This window comes from Nonomuraea sp. NPDC050153, from assembly GCF_044460125.1.
In the GTDB taxonomy this organism is placed as follows: Bacteria; Actinomycetota; Actinomycetes; order Streptosporangiales; family Streptosporangiaceae; genus Nonomuraea.
The window spans coordinates 187,547-214,072 of the sequence record NZ_JBITJQ010000019.1; the positions used below are offsets into that span (position 1 = coordinate 187,547).

Here is a 26,526-nt window from a genome sequence, read left to right on the forward strand (position 1 = left end):
TCGGCTGATTGCGAGCTTGGATGCCGGGACCATACCTAACGACCGTTCGTAAGTCTAGAGGTATAATGACGAAAAACGCCTCGTCTGCCAACGGACTTGCAACTGCGTCGCAGCACGCCTAGCGGTCGGCCGCGACGGCGGAACCGCAGGTCGGCGAGCTACATAGGGTGTCAGGGACGTATTTCAACGCTGCTCTTCCCATACTGACGAACGTTAGGTAGCGTCCCCTGTCATCCCCCAGCGAGCGCGAGTGACATCGCCGTCAGATCTCCCGTGAGCTTTCCGACTCAATTCCTCAGAGGGATCCACCGTGAGCGAAGCAATCAACAGTCCGGGCTCCGCCGCCGTCGGCGTCACCGAGTCCACGACCCGTCTGTCCGGCAACCTCGGGACCACCTCACTGGTCCTGAGCGTCCTCGCCTTCTCCGCCCCCATCGTCACCGTGTCCGGCTACATCGCCTTCGCAATCGGCTTCGTCGGCGATTCCGCACCCCTGGCCTGGGTCATCGCGACCGCGGGCCTCTTCATCTTCGCGGTCGGCTACACGACCATGACCCGCCACATCCACCGGCCGGGCGCCTTCTACGCCTACATCAGCCTCGGGCTGGGCCGCCTCCTCGGCGTCGGCGGGGCCTACCTCGCCTCGGTCTCGTACATGCTCATCACCGTCGGCATCTACACCTTCTCCGGCGTCATGGTCTCCGCCGCCATCGACCACCTCGGCGGCCCTTCCATCCCCTGGTGGGCGTGCACCGCCGGCTGCTGGGTGCTCATCACCATCCTCGGCCACTTCCAGATCGAGCTGTCGGCCAAGGTGCTGGGCACCGTCATGGTCTTCGAGGTCATCCTCGTCGGCATCTTCAACCTCTTCGTCCTGGCCAAGGGCGGTGAGAGCGGCCTGTCGGCCGAGCCACTGAACCCCGGGGACTTCTTCAACGGCGGAACCGGCCTGGCCCTGCTGTTCGCCTTCGGCAACTTCATCGGCTTCGAGGCCACCGCCCTGTACCGCGACGAGGTGCGCCAGCCCAGCAAGACCATCCCCCGCGCCACCTACCTGGCGGTGTTCCTGATCGGCGCCTTCTACGCCCTGTCCGCCTACTCGCTGATCATCGCCTACGGCTCCGGCGCGGCCGATCGAGCGGTCAACGACCCCACCACCATGTTCGACCACGCCCTGGCCGTCTACGTCAACAGCAACCTGGCCACCATCACGCTCCTGCTGGTCTCCACCTCGGCCCTCGCCTCGGTGCTGTCCACGCACAACGTCGTGGCTCGCTACCTGCAAAACCTGGGCGCCGACCACGCCCTGCCCACCTGGCTCGCCACAGTCCACCCTCAGCACAAGTCGCCCTACCGGTCCTCCCTGGCCAACTCGATCATCGTCGGGACACTCCTCGTCCTGGCCGTCTTCTTCGTGCCCGACGAGAACAAGGTCATCGGCGCCGGCAGCGGTATCGGCACCGCCGGCGTGCTGACCCTGATGGCGCTGGTCAGCCTGGCCGTGTGGCGCTACTTCGCCACCACCGGCCGACCGGCCGGTGAGACCGCCTGGCGTGTCACCATCGCCCCGATCATCGCCTTCGCGATCCTGGCCGCGGTCGTGATCTTCGCGATCATCCGCTTCGACCTCCTCGTCGGCGGCGCACCCGGCCAGAACCTGTGGATGCTCCTGGTGCTGATCGCCTTCCTGGCCGCGGGCTCCGGTGTCGCCTACTACATGAAGCAGAACCGGCCCGATCTGTACGCCCAGCTCGGCCGGGCCGAGGGCGACAACATCGCCACCGACCCCACCGGCGAGGCTCAGATGGAGGCCACCGGCGGCGCCTGACCCGCACCCGCTCCAGCGCCCCGCCGTCAAGCACTCCGTCCAGCGCAGTCAGTGCCGTCCACCGGCCACCGAACGGAAGCCGACGGCGGGGCACCCACCGGGTCGCAACACCCAGCACGTCACCGCTGAGCATCCAGCGAACAAACCGACACAACAGCAGCACACCAGCTGCGTAGAAAGCGGGTTAGCAGTCATGACCGGAGTCAAGATCGGACTGGTCGGCGCCGGGCCGTGGGCCAAGGTGTTCCACGCCCCGATGATCACCGGTGGTCCCGAGACCGAGCTGACCACCGTCTGGGCGCGACGCCCCGAGGCCGCCCAGGAGATCGCCACCGAGTTCGGGGCCACCGTCTCGAACACCTTCAAGGACCTGCTCGACGCCGTCGACGCCGTCGTGTTCGCCGTCCCGCCCTTCGTACAGGCCGAACTCGCCCCCCAGGCCGCGGCCGCCGGCAAGCCGCTGTTGCTGGAGAAGCCCATCGGCCTCGACCTGGCCCAGGCCGAGAAACTCGTCGCCGCGATCGACGCCGCCGGAGTGCCCACCCAGGTGATGTTCACCAACCGATACAGCCCTCGAATCCGCGAGTTCCTCGACCAGGCCGGCGAGCAGACCCCGATCGGCGCCGTGGGCTACTACGTCAACCAGGCCGCTCTCCCGGGTGGGTTCTTCGCCACCCCCTGGCGGGTGGAGAAGGGTGGACTGCTCGACCTGGGACCCCACATCCTGGACACCCTCGACGCCGCCGTCGGTCCCATCGTCGACGTGCAGGGACAGGGCGACCCGCAGCGCTGGTACGTCATCACCGCAACCCACGCCAACGGCGTCATCAGCCAGGCCTTCATGTCCCTGACCAGCCCGGTCGTCCGCGACGTCGCCGGGGTCAAGGTCTACACCGAGCAGGGCGAACTGGAGTGCGAGTTCGTCGGCAAGGACGGCGATCCCGCCGTGCCCGGTGTGATCCGGCGCGAATTCGCCGAGGTCGTCGCCTCGGGGAAGTCCCACGAGGTCGACATCCACCGAGCCCTCTACATCCAGCGGCTGCTCGAGCAGGCCGCTGTCACCAACCCCGACAGCACCGCGCCGCTGAACGCGTGACCCACAACCGATGGCTCACGGCCCCTGCCCCCGTAGGAGGCATGGCCTCACGGGCTGAAACAGGCATCTGACCACAGCCAGACCCGGCTGCCACGGACGACGTACCGACAGCCGGTGACTTCGACAAGGAACGAACCCATGGCCGACAACAACCCGGTAACCACCATCGAGCAACTGCTGGGCCCCGACAGCCCCTCGAACTGGGGCAAGTGGGGCCCCGACGACGAGGTGGGCAGCCTGAACTACCTCGGCCCCGCCGAGATTCTGCGCGCGGTCAGCGCAGTGCGCAGTGGCGAGGTGTTCACCCTCCAAGTGCCCATCGGCGACCCAGACCGGCCCGACCCCGTGTGGCCCGGCCGCACCCCGGCAGTGCGGACTCAGGTCATGGACGAGGGGTTCTTCGCCCGCGGTGAGGAGCCCGAACCCTCCGACGGGCATCACTGGGCCGACGACAAGATCGAGATGTTCACCCAGGGATCTACCCAGTACGACGCCCTCGCGCACTACTGGTACGGCGACCAGGTGTGGAACGGCTACCCGGCCAACACCACCATCGGCGCCTTGACCCGTGCCTCGGTCCTGCCCATCGGCGAACGAGGCGTGGTCGGCCGCGGCGTCCTGATCGACATCGCCCGCGCCCGTGGCAAAGACGTCCTCGACAGCGGAGAGCAGATCTCCCTCGACGACCTGCTCGCAGCCGCCGGCCAGCAGGGAACCTCCATCGAGCCCCGCGACATCCTTATCATCCGCACCGGCTGGATCGGCTCCTACTACCGCACCGCCCGCGAGGACTTCTACCGCGACTGGAACGAGCCCGGCCTGGTCTACAGCCCCGAGCTCGTCAAGTGGTTCCAGACCATGGAGATCCCCAACCTGGTCACCGACACCATCGCCAACGAGCTCAGCTTCTACCCCGGCGGCCTCCAACTGCCCCTCCACTGCGCCCTGATGCGCAACCTCGGCGTCACCTTCACCGAGCTGTGCCAACTCGACGACCTGGCCACGGCCTGCGCCGACGACCAGCGCTGGACCTTCCTCTACGCCGCCGCACCACTGAAGATCGTCGGCGGCAGCGGCGCACCCGTGAACCCGATGGTGATCCGATGACCACCTCCCCCACCCCACCTCCGGGCCCGCACACGACCTCGTCTGCCGACATGGCCGCCGCGATCGACGTCTTCCGTGACTCCCACGGCTTCTTCACCATGGTCGCGGTCGACCAGCGCGAGTCCCTACGGCACATGCTGCGCGAGGGACAACAGCTGGACGAGGTCGACGACGCGACGCTGGCCAACTTCAAGACCGCCGTAGTGGACGCCATCAGCGGAGCCGCCAGCGGCATCCTGCTCGACCAGCAGTACGGCATCGAGGCCGCGCGGCGAGCCCAGTGCCCGGTCATCCTCGCCGCCGACATCCTGTCCTCATCCGAGGCAGGAGGACCGGTTGACATCGCTGCCATCGACGACACCGTCACCGCGGAGACCGTCGACCGGTTCGGTGCCCAAGCCCTCAAGCTGCTCCTGCCGTGGCATCCGCAGCACCGAGGCGAGGCCATCGACCTGGCTCACGCCTTCATGGCCCGCTGCCGCGAGCTGGGGCTCCCGGGAGTGCTCGAGGGCGTCGTACGGCCCCGCGACGGTCGGGCCGCCACCTCCGGCGGATTCGCCGAAGCCCTCATCGCCGCCGCGGTCGACCTCGCCCCCACCCAGCCCGACCTCTACAAGACCGAGGTCGTCTTCGGCTCACCGGCCGACCGGCACCTGGCCACCACCACCGCCCAGGCCATCACCGACGTGATGGCCTGCCCGTGGGTCGTGCTGTCCTCCGGCGTCGCCGCCCACGACTTCGCGGCCGCGGTCGCCGCCTCCGCCGCAGGCGGAGGCAGCGGGTTTCTCGCCGGACGCGCGGTATGGAGCGGAGCCGTCACCGCGCCCAACCCGCACGAGTACCTGCGGTCCTACGCCGCAACCAACCTGCAGGGCCTCACCGACCACATCTGGGATGCCGTCTCATGACTCGAGCCACACTCGCCAACACACCATCCGTCGCCGCACAAGCAAGCGTGGACAGCGCGGACGCCCCAGGCCGCACGAGCGTCCCCGACGTTCTCGTCGTCGGACGGATCTGCATCGACCTGTACCCCGAGCAGGTCGGCGTCGGCCTGGAGCAGGTGCGAACCTTCAGCAAGTCCATCGGCGGCAGCGCCACCAACGTCGCCGTCGCGATCGCCCGGCTCGGCGACACCGCCACCCTGGTCACCCGCATCGGTGACGACCCTTTCGGACGGTTCGCCTGGGACGAGCTCGGCCGGCTCGGGGTCGACAACACCTGGATCACCCCCGTCCCCGACACCCAATCAGTGCTGACCTTCTGCGAGATCCACCCTCCCGACGACTTCCCGCTCTACATCTGGCGCAAGCCCACCGCGCCCGACATGTACGTCGACGAGGACGACCTTCCGCTGGACCTGATCCAGCAGGCGCCCATCTTCTGGGCCACCGCCACAGGCCTGTCCAGCGAACCCACCCGCAGTGCTCACCACGCCGCCTGGCAGGCCCGCGGCCGCCGCCCCAACACCATCCTCGACCTGGACTACCGGCCCATGTTCTGGGACAGCGAGGACCACGCCTACGGCGCCGTCGACACCGCCCTGGACCACGTGACCGTCACCGTCGGCAACCTCGAGGAATGCCGTGTCGCCATCGGCGAGACCGAGCCCGACCGAGCCGCCGAAGCGCTCCTCGAGCGCGGCGTCGAACTGGCCATCGTGAAAATGGGCCCCCGCGGCGTCCTCGCCAGAACCCGCGACGAACGAGTCGTCGCGGCACCCATCCCCGTCGACGTCGTCAACGGGCTCGGCGCCGGCGACGCATTCGGCGGCGCCCTGTGTCACGCCCTTCTGCAAGGTCTCCCGCTCCAGGAGACCCTCGACCTGGCCAACGCTGCCGGGGCACTGGTCGCCACCCGCCGCGAATGCTCCCTGGCCATGCCCACCCTGACCGACCTCACCGAGTTCGCCGCCGCTAACCGGACGTCGAGAAGCGTCACAGCCGGCCGGGCCTCCGCCGGATAGCCATCCGACCGGGACAGCCACCCTGGCAGCACAGCGCGGGACCATCCCGCAACCGACCAGCCCCGCCCCCAGTCCGTTCTTCACCGCTCGAACAGATTCTCTGAAGGAGTACCCGTCATGACCGAGATCCGGGTCGCCATCGTTGGTGGCGCTGGATTCATGGGCTTCGCGCACAGCCTCGGCTGGGCGGTAGCCCCCATCGCCGCCGACCCCGGCGCCGGCATCCGCAAGGTCGTCCTCGTCGAGGCCGACGACGAGCGCGCCGCGACCGCCGCCAAGCGACTCGGCTGGGAGGAGTGGTCCACCGACTGGCGAGAGGTCGTCGCCCGCGACGACATCGACGTCATCGACATCGTCACCCCGCCCGCCTCGCACGCCGAGATCGCCATCGCCGCGATCGAAGCCGGCAAACACGTCCTGGTCGAGAAGCCGATCAGCAACGACCTGGCAGAGGCCGACGCCATGGCCGCCGCCGCGGCGGCCAGCACCGTGGTCAACCAGGTCAGCTTCAACTACCGGCACGCGCCCGCCATCACTTTCGTCAAGCGGATGCTCGAGGACGGCACGCTCGGTCACCCCCTGCAGTTCCGCACCCACTACACCCAAGACGGCAGCATCCTCGGGCGCGTCCTCAGCGGCTGGCGCGCCCAGAAGGGCGCCGGCGGATCCGGGGTCACCGGTGACATCGGATCCCACCTCATCGACATGGCTTCCTACCTGGTCGGCGACATCGAGCAGGTCAACGCCATCCTCGGGGCCAAGAACCCCGCCGAGAACAGCAGTTGGCTCTCCGACAACGACCGCCGCGAGGGTGGCCACCTCGACGACGCCGCTCTGTGGATGGTCACCTTCGACAACGGCGCCATCGGCTCCTTCGCAGCCACCATGTACGCCTCCGGCCGCAAGAACCGCATGTTCTTCGAGCTCGAATGTACCGGTGGCACCGTCCAGTTCGACTGGAACCGCTCCGACGAGATTCAGCTCAGCCTGGTCAACGACCCCCCCGAGCAGCAGGGCTTCCGGACCATCATCGTCAACGAGCACCACCAGGACGTCTGGTGGCCCATCGCCGGCATGGGATCGGGCTACATCGACGACCACGCCCTGCAACTGCAGAAGTTCGTGCGAGCCATCGTCGAGGGTCGACCCGGCTCACCCGACTTCGCGGACGCCACCCGCACCCAGCGCGTCATCGCCGCCGTCATTCAGTCCGCCGACAGCCACCGGTGGGTCACCGTCGACGAGGTGAAGGCATGAGCCTCGACCTGAGCTGGTCCACCGACCTGGTCACCTTCTTCGCCCCCCGCTACTGGGGTCTGCCCGCCGACCTCCCCTACGACGCCTGGGAGCGAGAGGTCGACAACGATCCCCGCCGCTTCTTCGACCGCATGCTCGACGAAGCCGCCCAGGTCGGGCTCGCCGGCATCGAGCTGGCGCCCGCCCCCGGCGGCTGGGTCAACGCCCTGCGCGCCTACGGGACAGCCGCCGCGTTCAAGCGGGAACTCGACCGCCGCGACCTGCGGATGTCGTCCAGCTACGTCCTGCCCGTGCTTCTCAAGGCCGCCCTCGACGCGCCTGACCCCCAGGCCCAGGCCGAGGCGGAGCGGGCACTGGACGAGGACACCGCACGCCACGCCGCGTTCCTCCGCGAGGTCGGCTGCCCCACCCTGGTGACCAGCACCGTCCCCCGCGCCCCGTTCTCCGACATCGAAGGAGTCGAGGCCTCCGCGGCCGCGTTCGACGCCCCCGTCGATGAACACCTCATGGGTGCCGTCGCTGAACAGCTCAACCGCATCGGCCAAGTTGCCGCCGCTGAAGGGCTGCACGTCGCCGTCCACACCGACGCCTACTCCTTGGCGTCCCGAACTGACGACATCGACCTTCTGATGTCGCTGACCGACCCCGCCAGAGTCAAGCTCTGCATAGACGCCGGGCACATCGCGCTCGACGGCGGCGACCCGCTCGCCGTGGTCCAGCGGCACGCCGGCCGAGCCCCCGTCCTGCACTGGAAAGACTGCGCCAGCCATCTTCCCCCGCACACCCTCAGCGGCCCTCCCATGACCCGGCACGACGTGATGATCAAGTACTTCCGCGTCATGGGCCCTGACGGCGTCGTCGACTGGGCCGAGTGGACCCAGATCCTCCGCGACCATGACTGGAAGGGATGGGGCGTCGCAGAAATCGACATGTCCCCTGACCCACAGCGCCAAATCCGAGAAGGCATCGACTACTTCAACCGCGTCCTCGCCACTGACTAGGGTCGGATGACGGCCATGATGCCGGGGCGGATGGGTGCGGTGGCGACTGTCTTTCCGGTGCTGGCTGCGTGCACCATGGCGGTGGCGTTGTCGGCCAGGCCCACGTCGTCGGGACCGAAGCGGGCAGGGCCGGTGTCGTAGAAGATCAGATCTCCGGGTTGGTTCTTCGACCGTAGGATGCGGGTGCCATCGTTGATCTGCTCATAGGTGGTGCCGCCGATCCGGACCCCGGCTCTGGCTCAGGTGTACAGGGTCAGCCCGCTGCGGTCCAAGCCTTTGGTGCCGGCGCCGTGGCTGATACCGGAGCTTGCCCCGTCGACGCCGCCGCCTCCCCAGGCGTATCTCTGGCCACGCATCGCCAGCGCTACCCGGACGGCGATAGATCCGCGCGCGGTAGATCCGGTTTGGTTCGAGGGCCTGCGGGTGTGCCTGCCGAAAATCACGTCCATGCACGTCAGGCAGACCATGCATCGCATCCGAGGTCCGCTGCGAGCCATCCTGCCTGTGGACGCTAATGACCAGGCGATGGCTGCTCGGTGGTTGCTCGCACACGTTCGATCCGCCGTAAAGTTCGAGTTCACCACGCAAGCCTGGTCCCAGACAGCCGCGCCGAGATGGGGGACAAATGGCACATAGCGCCGATGGTCAAGAACGCATGGTTGCTCGGTGGTTGCTCGCGTGTACGCGATACAGCACGGCACACGTCGGCACAGACCGACACGACGACGGGGATAATTCCGGCCACGACAATACAGAACAGCACTCCGTGACACTGAGCGACATCAGCCGAGGATTCTCATAATCCGTGGGTCGTGGGTTCAAGTCCCACCCGCCCTACCACGCCGACCTGCGGCTTTACCCGGGTCTGTAGTCGCGTCATCTGATCGTGAGTCACGGTGAGCCACATGTGAGTCACGTCGAATCCCGGGCCTTGCCGATCTTCCGGTTGGTCGCCCGAACCGCCCTCAGCACCAGCCGCGCGGTCGCCTTGGCGCTGTCGTGATACAGCTGCGGCAGCACCGAAGCGTAGGTGTCGGCGGTCAGCACGATGCTGGCATGCCCAAGCGTCCCCTGCACCACCTTCAACTCCGTGCCCGACGCCAAAGCCAACGTCGCAGCTCCATGGCGCAGGTCGTGCAATCGGACCGGCGGCAGCCCACTGGCGGCGACCAGCTTATGGAAGCGGTGCGTGAGATAGCTCGGCTGCACCGCCGTCCCGCTGCCCAGGGCGAAGACCGGGCCGGTCGGTGACCACCGCTCCCCCGGCCCCCGGCGCTGCGCCCGCTCGTGTCGGCGCAGCAGCCGAACAGTCTCCGGATCGAGTGCCAACGTTCTCCGGCTGGCCGCGCTCTTCGGCTCGCACAAGACCAGCCCCTCGTCGGTGTGCACCAGCTGATGGGCAACGGTCAGCTCACGCCGCTCCAGATCGATATCCACCCAGCGCAGGCCCGCGACCTCCCCGCGCCGCAGCCCGCGCAAGGCCACCAGCCACCACAGCACGAACAACGGATCCTCCCGCGCGAAGCGCAGGAAGGCGGCCAACTGCTCGACCGTCCACACCGCCACCGGCGGACGCTCTCCCCCGCGCCGCCAGGCCGCCTCCCGACGAGCCGTCCACACCACGGGATGCGTCTGCACCGGCGCCGGCAACCGGACGCCCTGCGCCGGATTGCCCGCGATCAAGTCCTCACGCACCGCGTGGTTCAGCGCCGCCCGCAACGTCGCCCGGATCCGCTCCAACGTGGACGCGCTGATCGGCGCACCATACCGAGTCCGCCGCCGCCCCAACGCCACGAACATCCGCGTCACATCCCGCCGCGACAACTCCACCAGCTTCACCCGGCCCAGGTACGGCACCAGATGCAACCGAACGTGATCCCGGTAGGCCCGGTGCGTGGTCGGCCGCAACCGCGACTCCACCACCGACAACCAGTACCGCAACCACTGCCCCACCGTGCACCCAGCAGAAAGCGGCCCATCCGCCTGGGCCGTCAGCAGTTCGCAGCCCGCCGACCGCGCCGCCTCAGCGGTCGCGAACCCCCCGCGCCGAACCCGCTCCCGCCGACCCGACGCCCCCACAACCTGGGCCGCGAAATACCAGTTCCCATGCCCCACTTCGGTCAACCGGGCACAGTGACCGCCCAGCCGCCTGCCACTCGCCCCATCGCTACACCCGCACCGCTTGTACACCACGCAATGTTCGTTGTCGCCCGACATCGCTTACCTCCAGCGTCCGTCTCACGAGCAACGTACGAGCCGAGCAACGACAGACCCGCTACAGACCCAGACAAGAGGAACAATCAGGTAGGCGATCTTGTCTGCAGGGATGAACTTCGCCAACCACAGGTCACAGCTGTCGTGACTGCGTCCTGACGCGATACACGATCTCCAGAACCTCGGTCCGCCGCGGTAACGGGCACCCGGGTCGGAAGGATTCCTCATCGTGGGCATCTATGTGCGCACCAGCCTCAGGGTTGGACCGTTCCGTTTCACCCTCAGCCAGGCTGGGATGGGAGTATCGACCGCAATACCGGGCCTTCGGGCGGGGATGGGCCCCCGCGGCAACGTCGTGCGCATGGGACGCGGAGCGATCTCCTACCGCACCATCGCGCCCGGCCATGACGTGGCCATGCACGATGTCGTCAGCCTGGTCCCGGCCCAGCCGAGTGACATCGTCCAGCAGTTACAGAAAGCCGCCAACCGCCGACCGTACTGGCCGTTCGCCCTGGCCGCGCTCCTCGTCGCGGGACTGGTGACAGGACGCTTTGGCCTGGTCATCGTCGCCGTCGGGCTGCCTTGCGTGATCTGGGTGGCGTTGCGCGACCGGGCGGCTCGCGCGGTGGTCGTCATGTACGACGTGACCGACGAAGCCGCTTCGCGCTTCGATCACCTCGTCAGCTCGATCACCGGCCTCCAGCAAGCCCACGGGTTCTGGCTGATCACCGCATCCGGCGCGATCACCAGCACCTACCAGTTCAAGGTGAACGCCGGCGCCTCCAACCTGCTGCACAGGCTGAACTCCTCGGCCCGGCTGGCGGGACCGCGAATCCTGGTCACCAACGTCGCCGTCCCGACCCTGACCTCAGGCAACCTGTCGGTGCACTTCCTCCCCGACCGCGTCCTGCTCCGCGACGGCCGCCACGTCGCCGACCTCGCCTACCAACACCTCCAAGTCGGCGTAGAACACGCCCGCTTCATCGAAGCAGGCCCGGTCCCACCCGACGGCACGGTCGTGGACTCCACCTGGCGCTACGTCAACGTCAAGGGCGGCCCCGACCGCCGCTTCAAGAACAACGCCCGCCTGCCCATCCTGGTGTACGGCAGGCTCATCCTCCGCAGCCACAGCGGCCTCAACCTCGTCTGGGATGCCTCTCAGGTCCCGCTCGTCCACGCTGTGGCGAACGCACTCCACCGGACCATCGCCACTCGCCCACCTATGATCCACCCCTGAGGAGCTCTCTCGTGGGGCACTACACAGCACGAAGGACGAGATCGCGGAGGTGGCTAGGCCGCTCAGGTGAGCCGCCATACGCATACGTTATCAACGTTAAGGGTGGCACTCAGGGCCCAGCTGAGAGTTACAGTGATTGGCGTGGCTGGCGATGTCATGGCATCCGGCGGTTCGTCCGGCAGCGGGTTCAGCAAGAGAGTCAAAGCGCTATCGCTCACTAAGCCGTTACACGAGCTTGATGAGAGGAAGGGCCTCGTCACCTGGGCGGATGCGCGAGCGTACCCGATGGCCGAGCTGGCCTTGCACACTATTGACATCGTCGCGATCGCTCAGGACTTCGAAACGGGCGCCGGGCACGAATACGTCATCGAACGACTCGCGGAATTCGTCCGGGAGATCGCTCCGGACCGGCCAGCGAGCGAGTGGACGGCCGTGGCGCGCTGGGTGCTGAACGGTCTGCTCAACTCCCAAAATGTCGAGCGGGGCTTCACTTCGACTTATGGCATGACGGATGAAGAGGGGCGTCACCAACGGCTGCTCTTCCGTTTCCGGCTCCTGGAGGAACAGCGGGATGAGCGCGGTGGTCTGGTCCTAAGAGCGTCCAACGAAGCACTCAACGTGCTGGTTGGGGCTCTTGACACAGATGTCGAGAGTGCACAGATCGCTGCCGAGGTTCGGCTCCAGAATCTGATCAAGCGGGGAAGACTCGAAGACGCCAGACTGGTCGCGGAGCAGGCGAGAGTGCGGACGATCCAGTTGGGAGAAGATATCCGGGCGCGTCTCGACGCCACCCGTCGCGACGTGTGGTCGGTCGACTGGATGGAGGCGATGCCCGCGCTGCTCGATGAGGCATTGGAGCACATCGAGGAGCGGGTCGTCATGGAGCGCGGGATCGCCTCACAGGTCACTCAGCTGCGAGACGAGGCCATCGATCCAGACCCCAAGCGAATGGCGGCCGAGCTGGTGGATATCGTCGAAGACTGTATTCGCCGACACACAGTACTGCAGCGATGGTTGATCGGGGCGCGCACGGTCTTCCGGGAGGAGCAGGACCGGCAGGAGTTCTCAGGAAGGTCTGACGGTCTCGGTATCGATTTGTACGGAAGCCTACTCAAACCGCTGATGGGCCTCTCCATCGCCGAGGCCGCTGAACCCGTCGCGCGCTTTTTCGCCGCGTCCAGTGGGCCTGAACCGGACTGCCCGGTCCATCTGGCGACGCTCGTCCCAATGCTGCTCGATCCCCCACCCGAGCGCCCCCGTCACGCCGAGCCCGTTCCCGAGCCCGACCTCGTTGCGCCGATCGAGCGCGGTGGATTCACCGAAGAGGAGTGGCGTGCCGCCGAAAGTCTCCTCAACCTGCCGGGCCGGGTCCGCTACCTGTCGGATCTTCTCGCTGAGGCGTCGGAGTCCGATCTTGAGAATCTTCCGGAACTGGTGGCCTTGCTGGCCCTGCACTCCTTCGGGCCGGAAGCGCTCTCAAGCGTTCGCCGCGGAGACGGCACGATGCGCCTGGCCGTACTCGCGGACGCCCCGCTCGAGGTCCCCGGTTTCGGCGGTGACGACCTTCTGGTGACTTCGGCGCTTGTCGAGGGAGACAACGAAAGGACAGACGGGTAGTGAACGCGGTGCTGAATGACGAGGACGACATCGAGGCCGCCGGCCGTCTCGTCTCCTATGGCTTCCGGCCTCGATTGCGTCCGGCCCGCGATCCTGACTACGCGGCCCTCATCCGGCGTTACTGCGAAGACCCCTACTTCGAGCAGGTCGTCCACCACTATGTGGCGGGGCTTAAGGTGCGCATCGTAGGGATCACCGGCCGTGCCGGTGCCGTTCTCGCACCGTTGCCTGGCTCAGTCTTCGAGACGAAGCTTGAAGCCTATGCTCGGGTGTTCCGTCCAGCCCAACACAAGGAGACCGAACGCGTCCTCCACGGCATCGTCCATCTGGCCACGGCCGCACTCGGCTTTCCCCGGCCCGCCGATCTCGTCGATGACAGCTACGTCGGCCGGGTCTCGATCAAGGAGGTCGACCGGGTCGTCCAAGACGTCTGCAAAGAACTGGACTCTCGTGCCTCGGCGATCGGCGAGAACGGCGATCCCCCGCAGGACGAACCGAAGCTAGAGCGGGTATGGCGGCTGTACGCCCGCCGCCCGGACGCCACGGAGACCCGAGATGATCGGGTGGCGCCCCACACCAACGAGGCGCTCATCTCCAGAGTCGTGAAATACCTCGTCGAAGAGGGCATGCTCACGCCTTACAGCGAGGAGGGCGAGGAGAGCGATCGGGTTTTCCGGACGACCAGCCGATACCAACTGCAGGTCCGGGAGCTCGCAGCTCTCGAACTGTTCAAAGAGCTGACCAGAATCATGGACGGACCTCCCGCTGGGGGCGGCGGTTTGAGTCGGCGGCCGGATTCCTCACCACTCCTCGGAGCCGACTGAGATGTACGAGATCTCGCGGATCTACCTCCGCTCGGTCGGTCCTGCCGGGGCGCGATATGAGAACGTCCTGCTCGACTTCAGCAAGGCGGGGCATCCGGTCACCGAGTATCAGGACAACTTGTTCGCGAGCGTGTCGGAGGTCCTGCGCCCATCTCCGGCGAGCATCATTTTCCTGGAGAACGGAGGGGGCAAGTCCGTCCTTCTGAAACTCGTGTTCTCCGTCCTGCTTCCCGGCGTCCGCAACACCGTCGGCAGTGCCGACGGAAGCACCTTGGCCGACTTCGTGGGCGCCAAAGACATCTCTCACGTCGTCTTGGAGTGGACACACACGGTAACAGGACGACTGCTGATCACCGGGAAGACCATGGCATGGAAGGGGCAGGCGGTTTCCGCGGTCGCCGACAACTTCCTTGAGCAGTGGTATTGCTTCTTTCCCACCGAAACGCTCCACCTCGACAACCTTCCGCTGGTCGAGAATGGCCGCTATCTGACCTTCCAGACGTTCCGGTCCCAGATGAACGCGGGGTTCACCGAGGACTCCCAGCTGGATCTCTACTGGCTCAGGACCCACCGCGACTGGACGGAGCGCTTGGGGAAGCTTGGCATCGACACTGAACTCTTTCGCTACCAGCGGCATATGAACGCGGGAGAGGGCGAAGCGGTTCGGGCGTTCGCTCTCGAGACAGACGATCGGTTCGTCGACTTCCTTTTGGAAGCGGTCCTTCCCGAAAAGGAGCTGATGCCACTCGCCGACCTCGTCGCCGAGCACGTCGACAAGTTGGCTAGGCGCGCGACCACCCTGCTGGAGCGGGACTTCGTTGACGGGGCCTTGGCGTTGCTCGAACCGCTGCGAAGAGACGCAGAACGCGCTGCGGTCTCTCAGAAGAGGTCGGAGCAGGCGCAGGCGTTCATAAGTGCTTTCGCTGGCCGGATCGCCACTCGGCGGGATCGGGAGAAGTCCTCACTGGTAGACCTCGTGGAGAAGGTGAAAGCAGCCGAGAACGACTTCAAGGCCGCCGACACTGCGGTCGCCGACCTACGACGACGCGAAGATGCGCTACGCCTTCAGAAGGCCTCACTGGAACTCCAAGAGGCGGAGCGGCACGCAGACGAGGCAGCTGGTAAAGCCCTCCGAGCCGATACCGAGGTCAAGGCCTGGGAGAGCACTGACAAGGTGCTCGAGCATCTAAAGAACTCGGCCGAGGCGGAACGGCTCCGCATGCTCGTTCAGCTACATGACGTACAGGCACGCCCCGTCCTCGAAGCTCGCACGATCGCTGCCAAGCGCCTCGCCCGCGCTCTTCTCGGTCTCGCGCAGGAGGCCGCCGAGGCCGCGTCTGGCTGGGATGAAAGAGCTGAGGATCATGAGAAGCAAGCAACTTCCGCACGCAAGACCCAGCAGGAGGCGATAGCGGCAGCCGCCACGGCCGAGGCGAACGCGGCTCAGTTCTCCAAGATGATCGCCGGCGTGGACGGGCAACTCAGCGAAGCCGTAAAGGGCAACTTCATCGACTCGGTTGAAGAGCTCCCGATCGTGCTCTCGGCCGCCCAACAGAAACTGGAGGACTCCGTGAAGGAAGTTCTCAGCATCCAGAAGCGGATCGATGAGCTCATTGATAACGGACCAATCCTTGATGCGGATCTGCGCACTGCGGACTCTCAAGCAAAGGATGCCGAGCAGCGAGACAGGACGGCGAGAGCCGCGGTCGAGGCGGCCTATCAGCGGCGCGGTCTTCTTGAGTCCGAGGAACGTCTCGCGGCACTCCTCGACACCGAGGATGTCCGCCTCGAACAAGACGCTCCGGCTCTCGTGAAGCTCCTGACCCAGGCAATCGCGGACTGCACTCGCGACAGTGTGGGTCTCATGGTCGAAGAGACCCGGGATGAACGCGACCGTCTAGCTCTCGCCGAAGGCGACCTACTGCCTCCGCCAATCGAGGTAGAGGAGGCGTGCGCAGCACTCGATGCTGAGGGCGTCCAAGCCTGGCCAGGGTGGGAATATGCCGCCGGGATTCCCGATCCGGACCGCCGACGCGAGTTCATCCGCATCCACCCCCATCTGGTGGCCGGCATCCTGCTGAACTCGAAAGACGACATCGACAGCGCCAGGCGGATCCTCTCCGGGGACCGGCACCAGTCGGCATGGGCTGTGACTATCGCCGCAACAGAGGCGCTGGAACAGCCCGGTCCGAGCGCACCGGCCTTGGTTCTACCTTTCAAACCCGCGCTCTACGACCCGGCGGAGGCTGACCAGGAGCATCAGCGGATCGAGACACAGCACCAGGAGCGGACCGCAAACCTCGCTGTGCTCGCAAAGTCCCGCCAGAGGGACATTGATCTATCGAGGAGGGTCGGCGACTGGTTGCGAGACTATCCTGCGGGTCGCGTCGCCGAGCTCGAAGAGCAGCGGGACAAAGCCGCTGAGCAGTACGCCGCAGCTCTGTCCGCCGTCACGGAAGCCGAACAGGCGAAGGAACGGAATGAGGCCCTCCTCACCCGAGCGCGCACAAAGCAACTGGTCGCGACGGAAGAGAAGATCGAGCTAGAGGAGCGAGCCCGAGCACTCGAGGCTCTGGCCGAGCAGGCAGCGAAGATTCCTGGCTGGCGGAACGAGCAGAAAGCGCTAGTAGAGCTCGCACGGATGAACCGCGATGCCGCCGAGGCTCACGGACGACGAGCACAGGACAAAAGCAACAAGGCCACGCAGGCGGTGCTGGCCGCCGATCAGCAGCGCAGAGCGGAGCAAGACCTCCATGGGGAGAGAGCCGCGCTACCGGGCTGTGGAGGAGTAACGGTCGAGGATGAGCGACCGTCCGAGCCCGTCCCGGTACTGCGCGACCTCTACGAGACTGCCGCCGAGCGCTACCGAACTATCGGCACCGTCGAGGATTTGCGAGATCGGCTCGCGGGCGCAGAGAAGGCGGCTACGACGACGGCGACTGCCTACGAGGCGCTATCCGCCAAAGTCCGGGAACGTGCCAAGGAGCTTCTCGGCACGCCGGAGGGGGCGAACGCTACCAGCCGAACGTCGGCGTTGAGACTAGCCTCACGAGTGAAGACCGCCGCGGACCAAGAGCACCAGAACGCGCTCGTACTATGCGGAGAACGACGCAACGAGGTTCAGCGACAACAGGAAGCTTGGAACGACAGCAACGTCGGACCTATCGATGAGCTCCACGATTTTCTGCCAACGGACGTCACGATCTGCGATCAAGGCATCCAGGAAACACATGACGCGCTGGCGAAGGCCATCCCTTTGGCCGTCGATCGAGAAAAGGCACTTCTCAGCCGGCGACGGGAACACTCGGACGCGAAAGAAGCAGCCCAGTCCTTCGAGACAATGGCCGACATTCTTCGGGAGGACCTGCCCGAAACCGCCAGCGTGCCTTATGAGGGCGGCTACTTGGCCGCCAAAAGCGAACACGCCATTCTGATTACCGCGAGGAAATCCGCGCGATCCATGGCAGCGGAAGGCGCAGACTTGGTCAAAAAGTCCGCACGTGCCCTACACACCTTCAGCAGGGAGGAGCGATTTGCACAGCTGAGCGCTGCGGTCCAGCGTGAGATCAACGGGACAGAGGCTGAACGGCTCGCCAAGAGCGCTCCGCATTGGGAGGAACGGCTCCGTCCTCGGCTCCGGTCCCTCAATGACGATCTGGAGCAAATCGAGCGGCATCGCCGGACCATCGTAACTCTTCTTAAAGGGGAAGTCGGCAAGGCACTCAACATCCTGCGCTCCGCTCAACGGGTCTCCCGGCTCCCGAGTCACCTCGGTGATTGGCGAAACGAGGAATTCCTACGCTTCCAGTACGACCGCCTAAGCGATGAAGTGCTCATCGAGCGTCTTGGTGAGGTCATCGACGAAGCGGCCGCTGGCAAAACTTCCGACAACCGCAAAGTCCAGCGCACCGGCCTCGCCTTAGTGCTTAGGGCCGTCCACGCCGCCGTACCTAGAGGGTTCAAGGTCCTCGTCCTCAAACCCGACACAACTCTGCGCGTCGAATGCGAGCGAGTGTCACGAGTGAAGAAGGTCTTCTCCGGCGGCCAGCAGCTCACCGCCGCCATCCTCCTCTATTGCACCATGGCGGCACTCCGGGCCAACGACCGGGGGCGGCGACTGGACCACCGCGCCGGCTTGCTGTTTCTCGACAACCCGATCGGTCGGGCCAACGCCGACTACCTCCTTGATCTTCAACGGTCTGTCGCACACGCGCTCGGCGTTCAGCTCATCTACACGACTGGGCTCTTCGATGACAAGGCACTCCGTCAGTTTCCTTTGATCATCAGGCTTCGCAACGACGCCGACCTCCGATCTGCCCGGAAATACCTGTCCCTTGAGGCACGCATCAAGGGACAGCTCGACCACCTACCCCCTGCCGACGGCACAGGGCTGATCACTGCTGCGAGAATCTACGACCATGGCAGAGACCCCGGAGAGCCTTCTTCCCAGGCGAGAACGTGAGCTCGCCGCCGGACTCCGTCAGTGGGCCACCGACCGTGGCCTCGGTAAAGGCTCCAAGACCCGTATCCCGATCCAAGACGTCTTCGACATCTTCCGGCGCATCAACAACCGCAACCCCGACGACGTCTACGAACCGGAAGTGCTCGCTCATCTCCTCCAGCAGCTCGAACTTCATCACATCATCAAACCGCTCCGAGAGCTGACTCCCGAGAAAATCCCACTTCCTATCGGAATCTGGCTGCTGCCTAAGCCTGTATCGCAACTGTCCCCTACCCCCATGCCGCCTTGGCATCCTGAAGTCAGCTTCCTCGCCCCTGGTTGGAAAACAGCGGGTCGACGTCAACGGGCTGCCTACGCTGCCATCAACACGTGGCTAAAAAGCTCTCCTGATCTGACACCGCTTCCCCTTCGCGAGCGCACGTTGGAGATCTTCGGCACCTACGGATCCGATGATGACTTTCCCGTCCCTGAAAAGGCCCTCGACAATCTCAAGAGTGGCATTCTCTTCTCGGAACCCTCACGCCTCGACCGTGTAATCCGCACTTTCCGCCCGCCACTTCCCCTCCTCACCGAGACCTTCCCTGGCGAGGACGAAAGCGGCCGGTTCCATCGGGTAGGTGGAGGTGACATGCTGTTGGTGATCGAGAACTCCACAACTTGGTGGTCCATCGTCGACAGCCTGCCGTCAAAGCACCGGCTCGGATATGTGGCCTGGGGAGTCGGAAACTCATTCCGTGCATCGATCCGATCGATCGCCGCAAAACACCGGATCACCGAAATCCGCTACTTCGGAGACCTTGACCCAAGCGGCCTAACCATCCCCCTTGCAGCGTCACGGGCCGCTATTGCGGCTGGCCTCCCACCCGTTCTCCCGGCCAACGCCCTCTACGACCTGCTCCTGCGCGTTGGTCGACCCCGCCACGGAACCGAGGCAGCCATCAACCCATCCGCTGCGGCTTCCCTCACCTCTTGGCTACTTCCTGCTCATCTCCCAGCCGTTACCACCCTCCTCACCAACGGTCAGAGAATCGCCCAAGAATGGGCCAACCACCGCCATCTGACTCGTGAATCAGCCTGGCACCTGGACGTTACATAAAGGCACAATGGGGTATTGTTTATGGTCGGCCCTTTATTGAGCTTCAAATAGTGCTCCCGCCGATAATTCATGAAGTTCAAGCGGCATGCGACTATTCGAGAAGGGGCTCGGCCGAGAGGTTCAGGCCAGCGCTTCGCCCTCGATTCCTACTCGGCTCCGGAATGGCATGCAGCGAAGCCGCTGGGTCAGGGCTTGATGAACTTAGCGCAGGTTGTAGAATCGCCGTACTCACAGATGAGAAGCGCCATCCTGCTGGGCGCCGTATCGATGGCCCCATGGTTGCTCAATGGTTGCTCGTGTACGTCCAATCGGCAAGGAGATCTGGCCCTGCGCAGGGCGATGCCCTCAATGAGGAGAAGACAAATACCACATAATGCCGACGGCAAAGAATGCACTCATAATCCGTGGGTCGTGGGTTCAAGTCCCACCCGCCCTACCACGCTGACCTGCGGCTTCACGCGGATCCGTAGTCGCGTCATCTGATCGTGAGTCACGGTGAGCCACATGTGAGTCACGTCCCAGCCCGCTCCTTGCCGATCTTCCGGTTGGCCGCCCGCACCGCCCTCAGCACCAGCCGCGCGGTCGCCTTGGCGCTGTCGTGATACAGCTGCGGCAGCACCGAGACGTCGGTGTCGGCGGTCAGCACGATGCTGGCATGCCCCAGCGTGCCCTGCACCACCTTCAACTCCGTGCCCGACGCCAGCGCCAACGTCGCAGCTCCATGGCGCAGGTCGTGTAGCCGGACCGGCGGCAGTCCGCTGGCGGCGACCAGCTCGTGGAAGCGGTGCGTGAGATAGCTCGGCTGCACCGGCGCTCCGCTGCCCAGGGTGAAGACCGGGCCGGTCGGTGACCACCGCTCCCCCGGCAGCCGGCGCTGCGCACGCTCGCGCCGCCGCAGCAGCCGAACCGTCTCCGGATCGAGTGCCAACGTTCTCCGGCTGGCCGCGCTCTTCGGCTCGCACAAGATCAGCCCCTCGTCGGTGTGCACCAGCTGATGGCCGATGGTGAGCTCGCGCCGCTCCAGATCGACGTCCACCCAGCGCAGCCCAGCGGCCTTCCCCCGCCGCAGCCCACGCAAGGCCACCAGCCACCACAGCACCAACAACGGGTCCTCCCGCGCGAAGCGCAGAAAGGCGGCCAGCTGCTCGACCGTCCACACCGCCACCGGCGGCCGCTCTCCTCCACGCCGCCAGCCCGCCTCCCGACGAGATCCCGGCCGACGTCGACTCCCTTGAGCAGGTCGATACAAGATCGTCCCGGAGCGGCAGGCGACGGTACGCAAGTTCGGCCTGCTGCTGGCGGTCCCGGAGACGGAGGCCGACTGGGAGGAGATGCCTTGGCTGATGGGGCAGGGCGTCGGCCTGATCCACGACATCGAGCCGACTGCGGAGCTCGTCAGGGAGATGATGGAGCAGGCCAAGTGGATGCTGGCCGGCTTCGGAGGCTGGCCGGGCACAGCGGGCCGACCCCCTGGGAAGGAGGGCGGAGTGATGTCGCGTGCCTGGCGCGGGTGGTGTCTCCTGCGGCCCGGCCTCATGCTGTACGGCGGCGCGATCGGCGGCAACGACCTGCACGCGCACCACGCGGTCCAGCTCGTCATCGCCACCGAGCCGTTCACCATGGCCGACGCCCACGGCGAACAGCTGACCACGCGCATCGCCGTCATCCCGCCCGACACCGGCCACACGGTGCTGACCGGGGCTCGCGACGCGCTGCTCGCCCACCTGGATCCGCGCAGTTCGCCGGGCAGGTCCCTGCTCGCGCGCTCCAGCACCGGGCCGGGGGCTTCGTCCTGGTCGCTGTCCGCCGCCCGGGCCGGACACGGCCCTCCGCCGATCGACCCCGTGAGCTCGCAGCCGGCGAGCCGCGTGGGAACGCGGCCGCTCATGTTCACCGAGCCACCGGTCGGTCACGCGCGCTCGGCCGAGGCGGCGAGCGCGCTGCGCGCCGTCGAGGCGTGGAGCGGCCTCGTCGGCCCCGGCGGCGTCCCGCCGCACCCGGCGGTGGAGGCGGCGATCGCCGTCATTCCCGCGCTCCTGGCAGGAGGACCGGTAAGACTGCGGGCGGTCGCGGACGCGGTCCACCTGTCGCCGAGCCGGCTCGCGCACCTGTTCAGCGCGCACGTGGGGATCCCGCTACGGCCGTACGTGCGGTGGCTGCGCCTGCGGCGGGCCATCGACCGGGTGGCCGCCGGGGAGACGTTGACGGCGGCTGCGCACACGGCCGGGTTCACCGACGGCCCGCACTTCACCCGGGCCTTCAGGCGCACCTTCGGCAACGCGCCCTCCGAGCTCGCCGCCGCGATCGACTGGTTGCCCTGACTCCGGCGAGTGCCTAGCGCAACTCACGCTTGAGGATCTTGCCGGTCGCGGTCATCGGCAGGCTCTCACGGAACTCGATGGTCCGCGGGTACTTGTAGGCGGCCATGTTCTCCCGGCACCAGGCGACGAGCTCGCTCTCACTCGCCGTCGCACCGGCCGACGGGACGACGTACGCCTTGACCTCCTCCCCGTACGAGCCGTGCGGCACGCCGACCACCGCCACCAGCGAGACCGCCGGGTGCGTCATCAGCACCTCCTCCACCTCACGCGGGTAGACGTTGAACCCACCCCGGATGATCATGTCCTTGGTGCGGTCGACGATGGCGTAGTAGCCGTCCTGGTCGCGGGTGGCGATGTCGCCGGTGCGGAACCAGCCGTCCCGCAGGACCTCCGCGGTCTCCTCGGGCCGCCCGTGGTAGCCCTTCATGACGTTGTGACCGCGGATGGCGATCTCGCCAGGCCCCTCGCCCTGGACGGTGTTCCAGTCGCTGTCCACCAGCCGCATCTCCACCCCCCAAAGGGGGAAGCCGATGCTGCCGGGCTTGGTGGGCCGGCTGAGCTGGTTGAAGCAGGCCGCGGGCGACGTCTCCGACAGGCCGTAACCCTCCAGGATCGGGATGCCGAACGTGGCCTCGAAATCCTTGAGCACCTCGACCGGGCAGGCGGCCGCCCCCGACACCGCCACCTGCAGCGTCGGGGGCGCCTCGACCCCCTCCGCGTGAATCTTCGACAGCATCGCCCAGTACATGGTGGGTACCCCGGCGAACATGGTCACCTTCTCCCTGCGCATGAGCTCCAGCGCCTGGCCGGGCTCGAAGCGCGGCAGGAGCACCAGGGTGGCGCGGCGGCGCAGGCTCACGTTCATGACCGAGGTCTGGCCGAAGGAGTGGAAGAGCGGCAGTACGGCGAGCGAGACGTCACCCTCGGGATCGGCGGGGAACATCTGGTCGCTGACGATGGCGTTGATCAGCAGGTTCGCGTGAGTGAGCTCGGCGCCCTTGGGCCGGCCGGTGGTGCCGGAGGTGTAGAGGATGGCTGCGACGTCCTCCGGCCCGGATCGAACCGTCTCGAACTCCCCGGGCATGCCGTCCAGCGCCGCCCAGAACGACTCGCCGTACTCCGACTCGGTGGCCAGCGGCGTGGCGGGCAGGACGAAGAAGTGCTCACACCCCTGCGTGCCGTCGAACCCCTCCCGTCCGCGCGTCCCCGTTGGCAGCTCATCGGTGCCCTCGAAGCAGAAGAGTGCCTTGGCGTCGCTGTTGGTCAGGTGGTACGTGATCTCGCGCGGCTGCAGCAGCACGCTGAGCGGGACCACGGTCGCCCCGGTCTTGAGAATGCCAAAGTAGACGAACGGGAAGTAGGGGAGGTTCGGGCAGAGCAGCGCCACCTTGTCGCCTCTGCCGATCCCCCGCGCTACCAGCAGGTTGGCCACTTGGTTCGCGACGGAGTCCACCACGGCGTACGACAGGCGCAGGTCACCGAGGACCAGGGCGGTACGGTCCGGCGCGTTGCGGGCGCTGTCTTCCAGAACGATCGACAGATTGAGCATCGTGACCCTCTCGTGGGAACGCGTCGTCCGTCTCCAGGATGCTCCGGTGGATCACGGCAGCACTTGTACGAACGTGCCGACTCCTCTCCCGCTGCGGGCGCCGGAACACGGCGGCCCGCGAGGGCCTCAAGGCAGGGGGCCGGTGAACCCGACGGCGGGAGCCGTTCTGAATGCGGCACCTGGTGGAACCGGGCGGGATAGGTGCCGCTGGCGCGACGCAGGCTGACCTGGAATTCCTCGACGATCAGGGCGGCGAACCCGGGCGGCAGGGTCGGTGGGCAGGCAGGAGGCCGGACTGCACGGGTCCGCATCTTCGCCCGGGCAGCGGCCGGTCCGAAGCCCGGTCAGCCCATCGAGATGAGGATGGGCGCGACGTATCGCCCACGGTCGCCCGGGTGGCGGCGGGCGCCGTAGAGCATCGTCGGCAGGGCCGCGGGTCCCTCCGTGGGCCCCAGCTTGGTGAGCCACGGGCGCAGGCCCGGGTAGGCGTACAGCAGATCGATCCGCACGTCGCGGTCGGAGCCGTGGGCGGCGGCCAGGATCAGCTCGCGGGCCGCTTCCTCCGAGGGTGAGACGACGGGGCCGATGACGCGATGAGGGCCGGCGGTCCAGGCCACGGCGAAGCCACCGTCGGTGACGACCGTGCGCTCGGCCGTGGCCAGCAGCGCGGTCAGCGCCTTGCTCCGGTCGGCGCCGGTGACCTCGGCGTCCAGGTCGAGGAGCGCGGCGTGGTCCTCCGGTGTCGCCACGCGAACTCCGGACGGCCACGCCGCCCCTTCTATCGGACCCATAGTGATCGTCAGGCTGCCGACGGGTCGGAAGCCCAGCCGCTCGTAAACGGGGCGCCCGAACCGGGTCGCGGTCAGCTCCACGATGCGGTCCCCGGCGACTTGCAGGGCGTGCTCCATCAGCCGCGTACCGAGCCCCTGCCTGCCATACCTGCTGGCGACCAGCATCATGCCGACGTCGGCCAGCGAGTCACCGTAGCAGGTCACCACCATGCACCCAGCCAGGCCGTCGCCGTCGGCCGCGTCGATGGCGTATACCTCGCCCGCCTCGAACATCAGCCGCCATTTGGCCTCGTCGGTGGACCACTGGCGATCGCTTTCGAGCCGCTGGCACAGGGGCAGTTCCGCTGGAGCGAGAAGTCGAATATCAGTCACAGGCGAGAACCTACTCCGTCGGCCACTGCGGCCCAGCCCCGGACGTACTGGCTGGATCCGTACGCGCCCGCGATGCCCGCCGTCGCTGACACGGCTGCGGCTCATAACCCGTGGGTCGTGAGTTCAAGTCCCGCACGCCTCACCACGTCGGCCTGCGGTTTCACGTCGCCTCCCGGGCCATGCCGGTCTTCCGGTTGGTCGCCCGCACCGCCTTCAGCACCAGCCGCGCGGCCACCTTGGCGCTGTCGTGCTACAGCTGCGGCAGCACCGGGACATAGATGTCGGCGGTCAGCACGACGATGGCATGCCCCAGTGTGCCCCGCACCAGGGTGACGGAAGAGCGGACATCCGCAGCTTGAGGACCGGCGCTCAAGACGACTGCGCTGGTCGGAACGACGACACAGCCGGGGCCGGTCAGAACCTTGCCGCCGTCCACCGCAGCGGGTGAGCAGGGGCGGAGGCTCCGTCACGGTGAAGTTCTGGCGGACTTTCTTCAAGGGTGGACGGCACGTGTGAGTAAGGCTGATGAGCTGATCGGCGCGGCGTTGGAGGCGCTTGCCCATGAGGATGAGGCGGCCTTCGACTCCGCCGCCGCCTTCCTGGCCGATCGGGACGACGCCGATCGTGTGCTGGTGGAGGCCGTGACCCGTGCGGTTTCGGGGTTGTGGCGGAACGGCTGGCAGCCCGCTGGCGTGGTGGAAGGGCGGCTACCTGGCGGCGCGGCAGGCGCGCGACGGGACCGGCCGGCTGATGACCGTCTCCGGTGTGCTGGAACTGCTGGGGTTCCTGACCGGGCTGCCCCGGCTGGATCGTTGAGCCCGCCGCACGGGGCCGCTCGCCGTACGGTCCGGGCACGCTCGCACACGGTCAGTGAGAAGACGTTGGCGCGGGTGCGGGCGCTGCTGGCCAAGGCGGAGTCGACGGCGTACGAGGCGGAGGCGGAGACGTTCACACATCCGGCATCGACGCGCCGTACGGGCAGCCCAAGGCCGTGCTGCTCGACCTTGTCGCCGAGGCCAACAGGTGCGCGGTGACCTGGTCGAAGGAGCTGGGGTTCTGGGCGGACCTGTCCTGGCTGGAGGTGCTGTTCACCTCGCTGCTGGTGCAGGCGCAGACCGCGCTGGTGAACTCGGGCACCAAGAAGCACGGCACCGGCCGATCGAGGAACAAGACGTTCCGCCAGTCGTTCCTTTCGGCGTTCACCTCCAGGATCAGGGAGCGGCTCGCCGAGGCCACGGCGGCCACGGTCCCGCAGGAGAGCGCCAGCCGGGGCACCGACCTGCTGCCGGTGCTGGCGGCCCGCGAACAGCAGGTGGAGCAGGCGGTCGAGCGCATGTTCCCGAACCTGGTCTCGCATGCGGTCCGCACGTCCTGGGACCGGGAGGGCTGGGCGGCGGGCCGTGCCGCCGCCGGTCAGGTCAGCCTCGGGACGCGTAACCGATAGCGCTCCGGGTGCCGAATATCCATCCGCGCCGGCATGGAGGTGATGCGCTGCTTCGATGCCGATGCCGATGCTGCGCCTGCCGAAAACCACATCCATACACGTCAAGCAGGCTGCGCATCGCTTGCGAAACGACTATGAGGCATCCTGCCAAGAGAACGCATATCGCCTGCCCATGACTGCTCGGTTGCTCGTCCGCGCTCGGCTGCGTGAGAGTCGAAGCCTCGTCACGGCACATAGCCGCGCCAAGAAGACCCTGCTGGTTAACTCGTCTCAGGCCGCGAGAGCGAGTTCTGCCAGTTCGAGGCGGGCAAGGTGGCTGGTGCGGGTCCGGTCGAGCGGGTTCC

21 protein-coding genes and 1 pseudogene are annotated in these 26,526 nt (G+C 66.8%); 16 read left to right on the forward strand and 6 right to left on the reverse strand.

Annotation, left to right across the window (positions count from 1 at the left end; all coding sequences use genetic code 11):
- Window positions 1-310: 310 nt before the first annotated feature.
- The 7 genes from ACIBQ1_RS37170 to ACIBQ1_RS37200 all read left to right on the forward strand — a co-directional run bounded on the left by ACIBQ1_RS37170 (window position 311) and on the right by ACIBQ1_RS37200 (window position 8,255).
- The gene (locus tag ACIBQ1_RS37170) at window positions 311-1,828 is read left to right on the forward strand and encodes an APC family permease (protein WP_397284176.1); all 1,518 of its coding nucleotides are present in this window, start codon (window positions 311-313) and stop codon (window positions 1,826-1,828) included.
- Window positions 1,829-2,021: 193 nt separating this feature from the next.
- A complete protein-coding gene (locus ACIBQ1_RS37175) occupies window positions 2,022-2,924 on the forward strand; it encodes a Gfo/Idh/MocA family protein (protein ID WP_397284178.1) in 903 nt (300 codons plus the stop codon).
- A 138-nt stretch (window positions 2,925-3,062) separates the two neighbouring features.
- Window positions 3,063-4,031 carry a cyclase family protein gene (locus ACIBQ1_RS37180; protein ID WP_397284180.1) on the forward strand — a complete coding sequence of 323 codons (969 nt, stop codon included), beginning with the start codon at window positions 3,063-3,065 and terminating at the stop codon, window positions 4,029-4,031.
- A complete protein-coding gene (locus ACIBQ1_RS37185) occupies window positions 4,028-4,939 on the forward strand; it encodes a hypothetical protein (RefSeq protein ID WP_397284182.1) in 912 nt (303 codons plus the stop codon). Before ACIBQ1_RS37180 ends, ACIBQ1_RS37185 begins: the two co-directional genes overlap by 4 nt.
- Window positions 4,936-5,997: a 5-dehydro-2-deoxygluconokinase gene (gene iolC / locus ACIBQ1_RS37190; RefSeq protein WP_397284184.1), complete on the forward strand. Its 1,062-nt coding sequence runs from the start codon at window positions 4,936-4,938 to the stop codon at window positions 5,995-5,997. The genes ACIBQ1_RS37185 and iolC overlap by 4 nt, the downstream gene beginning before the upstream one ends.
- A 117-nt stretch (window positions 5,998-6,114) precedes the next feature.
- A complete protein-coding gene (locus ACIBQ1_RS37195; protein WP_397284186.1) occupies window positions 6,115-7,254 on the forward strand; it encodes a Gfo/Idh/MocA family protein in 1,140 nt (379 codons plus the stop codon).
- Complete coding sequence (locus tag ACIBQ1_RS37200; protein ID WP_397284188.1) at window positions 7,251-8,255, forward strand: sugar phosphate isomerase/epimerase family protein; 1,005 nt, start codon at window positions 7,251-7,253, stop codon at window positions 8,253-8,255. The genes ACIBQ1_RS37195 and ACIBQ1_RS37200 overlap by 4 nt, the downstream gene beginning before the upstream one ends.
- Here the strand turns inward: ACIBQ1_RS37200 and ACIBQ1_RS37205 are convergent.
- A pseudogene (locus tag ACIBQ1_RS37205) lies at window positions 8,252-8,479 on the reverse strand (NlpC/P60 family protein); the annotation flags it as partial. The gene ACIBQ1_RS37200 and the pseudogene ACIBQ1_RS37205 sit on opposite strands and share 4 nt — an antisense overlap.
- Before the next feature lie 688 nt (window positions 8,480-9,167).
- Complete coding sequence (locus ACIBQ1_RS37210) at window positions 9,168-10,370, reverse strand: tyrosine-type recombinase/integrase (protein WP_397284221.1); 1,203 nt, start codon at window positions 10,368-10,370, stop codon at window positions 9,168-9,170.
- Window positions 10,371-10,710: 340 nt separating this feature from the next.
- Here ACIBQ1_RS37210 and ACIBQ1_RS37215 point away from each other — a divergent pair, with 340 nt between their 5' ends.
- The 5 genes from ACIBQ1_RS37215 (at window position 10,711) to ACIBQ1_RS37235 (ending at window position 19,705) form a co-directional block, all read left to right on the forward strand.
- Window positions 10,711-11,706 (forward strand): DUF4236 domain-containing protein, encoded by a 996-nt coding sequence (locus ACIBQ1_RS37215; RefSeq protein WP_397284223.1) that lies wholly within the window; start codon window positions 10,711-10,713, stop codon window positions 11,704-11,706.
- Between the two features lie 141 nt (window positions 11,707-11,847).
- Window positions 11,848-13,323, forward strand: coding sequence for a hypothetical protein (locus ACIBQ1_RS37220; protein WP_397284190.1), 1,476 nt, complete (start codon window positions 11,848-11,850; stop codon window positions 13,321-13,323).
- Window positions 13,323-14,147, forward strand: coding sequence for a hypothetical protein (locus ACIBQ1_RS37225; protein ID WP_397284192.1), 825 nt, complete (start codon window positions 13,323-13,325; stop codon window positions 14,145-14,147). The genes ACIBQ1_RS37220 and ACIBQ1_RS37225 overlap by 1 nt, the downstream gene beginning before the upstream one ends.
- A gap of 1 nt (window position 14,148) precedes the next feature.
- On the forward strand, window positions 14,149-18,609 hold the full coding sequence (locus tag ACIBQ1_RS37230) for a hypothetical protein (protein ID WP_397284194.1): 4,461 nt from the start codon (window positions 14,149-14,151) through the stop codon (window positions 18,607-18,609).
- Window positions 18,566-19,705 (forward strand): hypothetical protein, encoded by a 1,140-nt coding sequence (locus ACIBQ1_RS37235; RefSeq protein ID WP_397284196.1) that lies wholly within the window; start codon window positions 18,566-18,568, stop codon window positions 19,703-19,705. Before ACIBQ1_RS37230 ends, ACIBQ1_RS37235 begins: the two co-directional genes overlap by 44 nt.
- Window positions 19,706-20,216: 511 nt before the next feature.
- Here ACIBQ1_RS37235 and ACIBQ1_RS37240 read toward each other — a convergent pair.
- Window positions 20,217-20,870, reverse strand: coding sequence for a site-specific integrase (locus ACIBQ1_RS37240; RefSeq protein ID WP_397284198.1), 654 nt, complete (start codon window positions 20,868-20,870; stop codon window positions 20,217-20,219).
- A 166-nt stretch (window positions 20,871-21,036) separates the two neighbouring features.
- Here ACIBQ1_RS37240 and ACIBQ1_RS37245 point away from each other — a divergent pair, with 166 nt between their 5' ends.
- Window positions 21,037-22,026 (forward strand): helix-turn-helix domain-containing protein, encoded by a 990-nt coding sequence (locus ACIBQ1_RS37245; RefSeq protein WP_397284200.1) that lies wholly within the window; start codon window positions 21,037-21,039, stop codon window positions 22,024-22,026.
- A gap of 13 nt (window positions 22,027-22,039) precedes the next feature.
- On the opposite strand, the gene ACIBQ1_RS37250 is transcribed toward ACIBQ1_RS37245, so the two are convergent.
- The 3 genes from ACIBQ1_RS37250 to ACIBQ1_RS37260 all read right to left on the reverse strand — a co-directional run bounded on the left by ACIBQ1_RS37250 (window position 22,040) and on the right by ACIBQ1_RS37260 (window position 25,174).
- On the reverse strand, window positions 22,040-23,575 hold the full coding sequence (locus tag ACIBQ1_RS37250) for a long-chain fatty acid--CoA ligase (protein WP_397284202.1): 1,536 nt from the start codon (window positions 23,573-23,575) through the stop codon (window positions 22,040-22,042).
- A gap of 344 nt (window positions 23,576-23,919) precedes the next feature.
- Window positions 23,920-24,738: a GNAT family N-acetyltransferase gene (locus ACIBQ1_RS37255; protein WP_397284204.1), complete on the reverse strand. Its 819-nt coding sequence runs from the start codon at window positions 24,736-24,738 to the stop codon at window positions 23,920-23,922.
- A 250-nt stretch (window positions 24,739-24,988) separates the two neighbouring features.
- Window positions 24,989-25,174: a hypothetical protein gene (locus ACIBQ1_RS37260; protein WP_397284206.1), complete on the reverse strand. Its 186-nt coding sequence runs from the start codon at window positions 25,172-25,174 to the stop codon at window positions 24,989-24,991.
- 212 nt (window positions 25,175-25,386) lie between these two features.
- Between ACIBQ1_RS37260 and ACIBQ1_RS37265 the strand changes: the two genes are divergently transcribed.
- The 3 genes from ACIBQ1_RS37265 (at window position 25,387) to ACIBQ1_RS37275 (ending at window position 26,182) form a co-directional block, all read left to right on the forward strand.
- Window positions 25,387-25,554, forward strand: a complete 168-nt coding sequence (locus tag ACIBQ1_RS37265) for a hypothetical protein (RefSeq protein ID WP_397284208.1) — start codon at window positions 25,387-25,389, stop codon at window positions 25,552-25,554.
- A gap of 65 nt (window positions 25,555-25,619) precedes the next feature.
- On the forward strand, window positions 25,620-25,772 hold the full coding sequence (locus tag ACIBQ1_RS37270) for a DUF2786 domain-containing protein (protein ID WP_397284210.1): 153 nt from the start codon (window positions 25,620-25,622) through the stop codon (window positions 25,770-25,772).
- Window positions 25,730-26,182, forward strand: a complete 453-nt coding sequence (locus tag ACIBQ1_RS37275) for a hypothetical protein (protein WP_397284212.1) — start codon at window positions 25,730-25,732, stop codon at window positions 26,180-26,182. Before ACIBQ1_RS37270 ends, ACIBQ1_RS37275 begins: the two co-directional genes overlap by 43 nt.
- Window positions 26,183-26,526 lie beyond the last annotated feature (344 nt).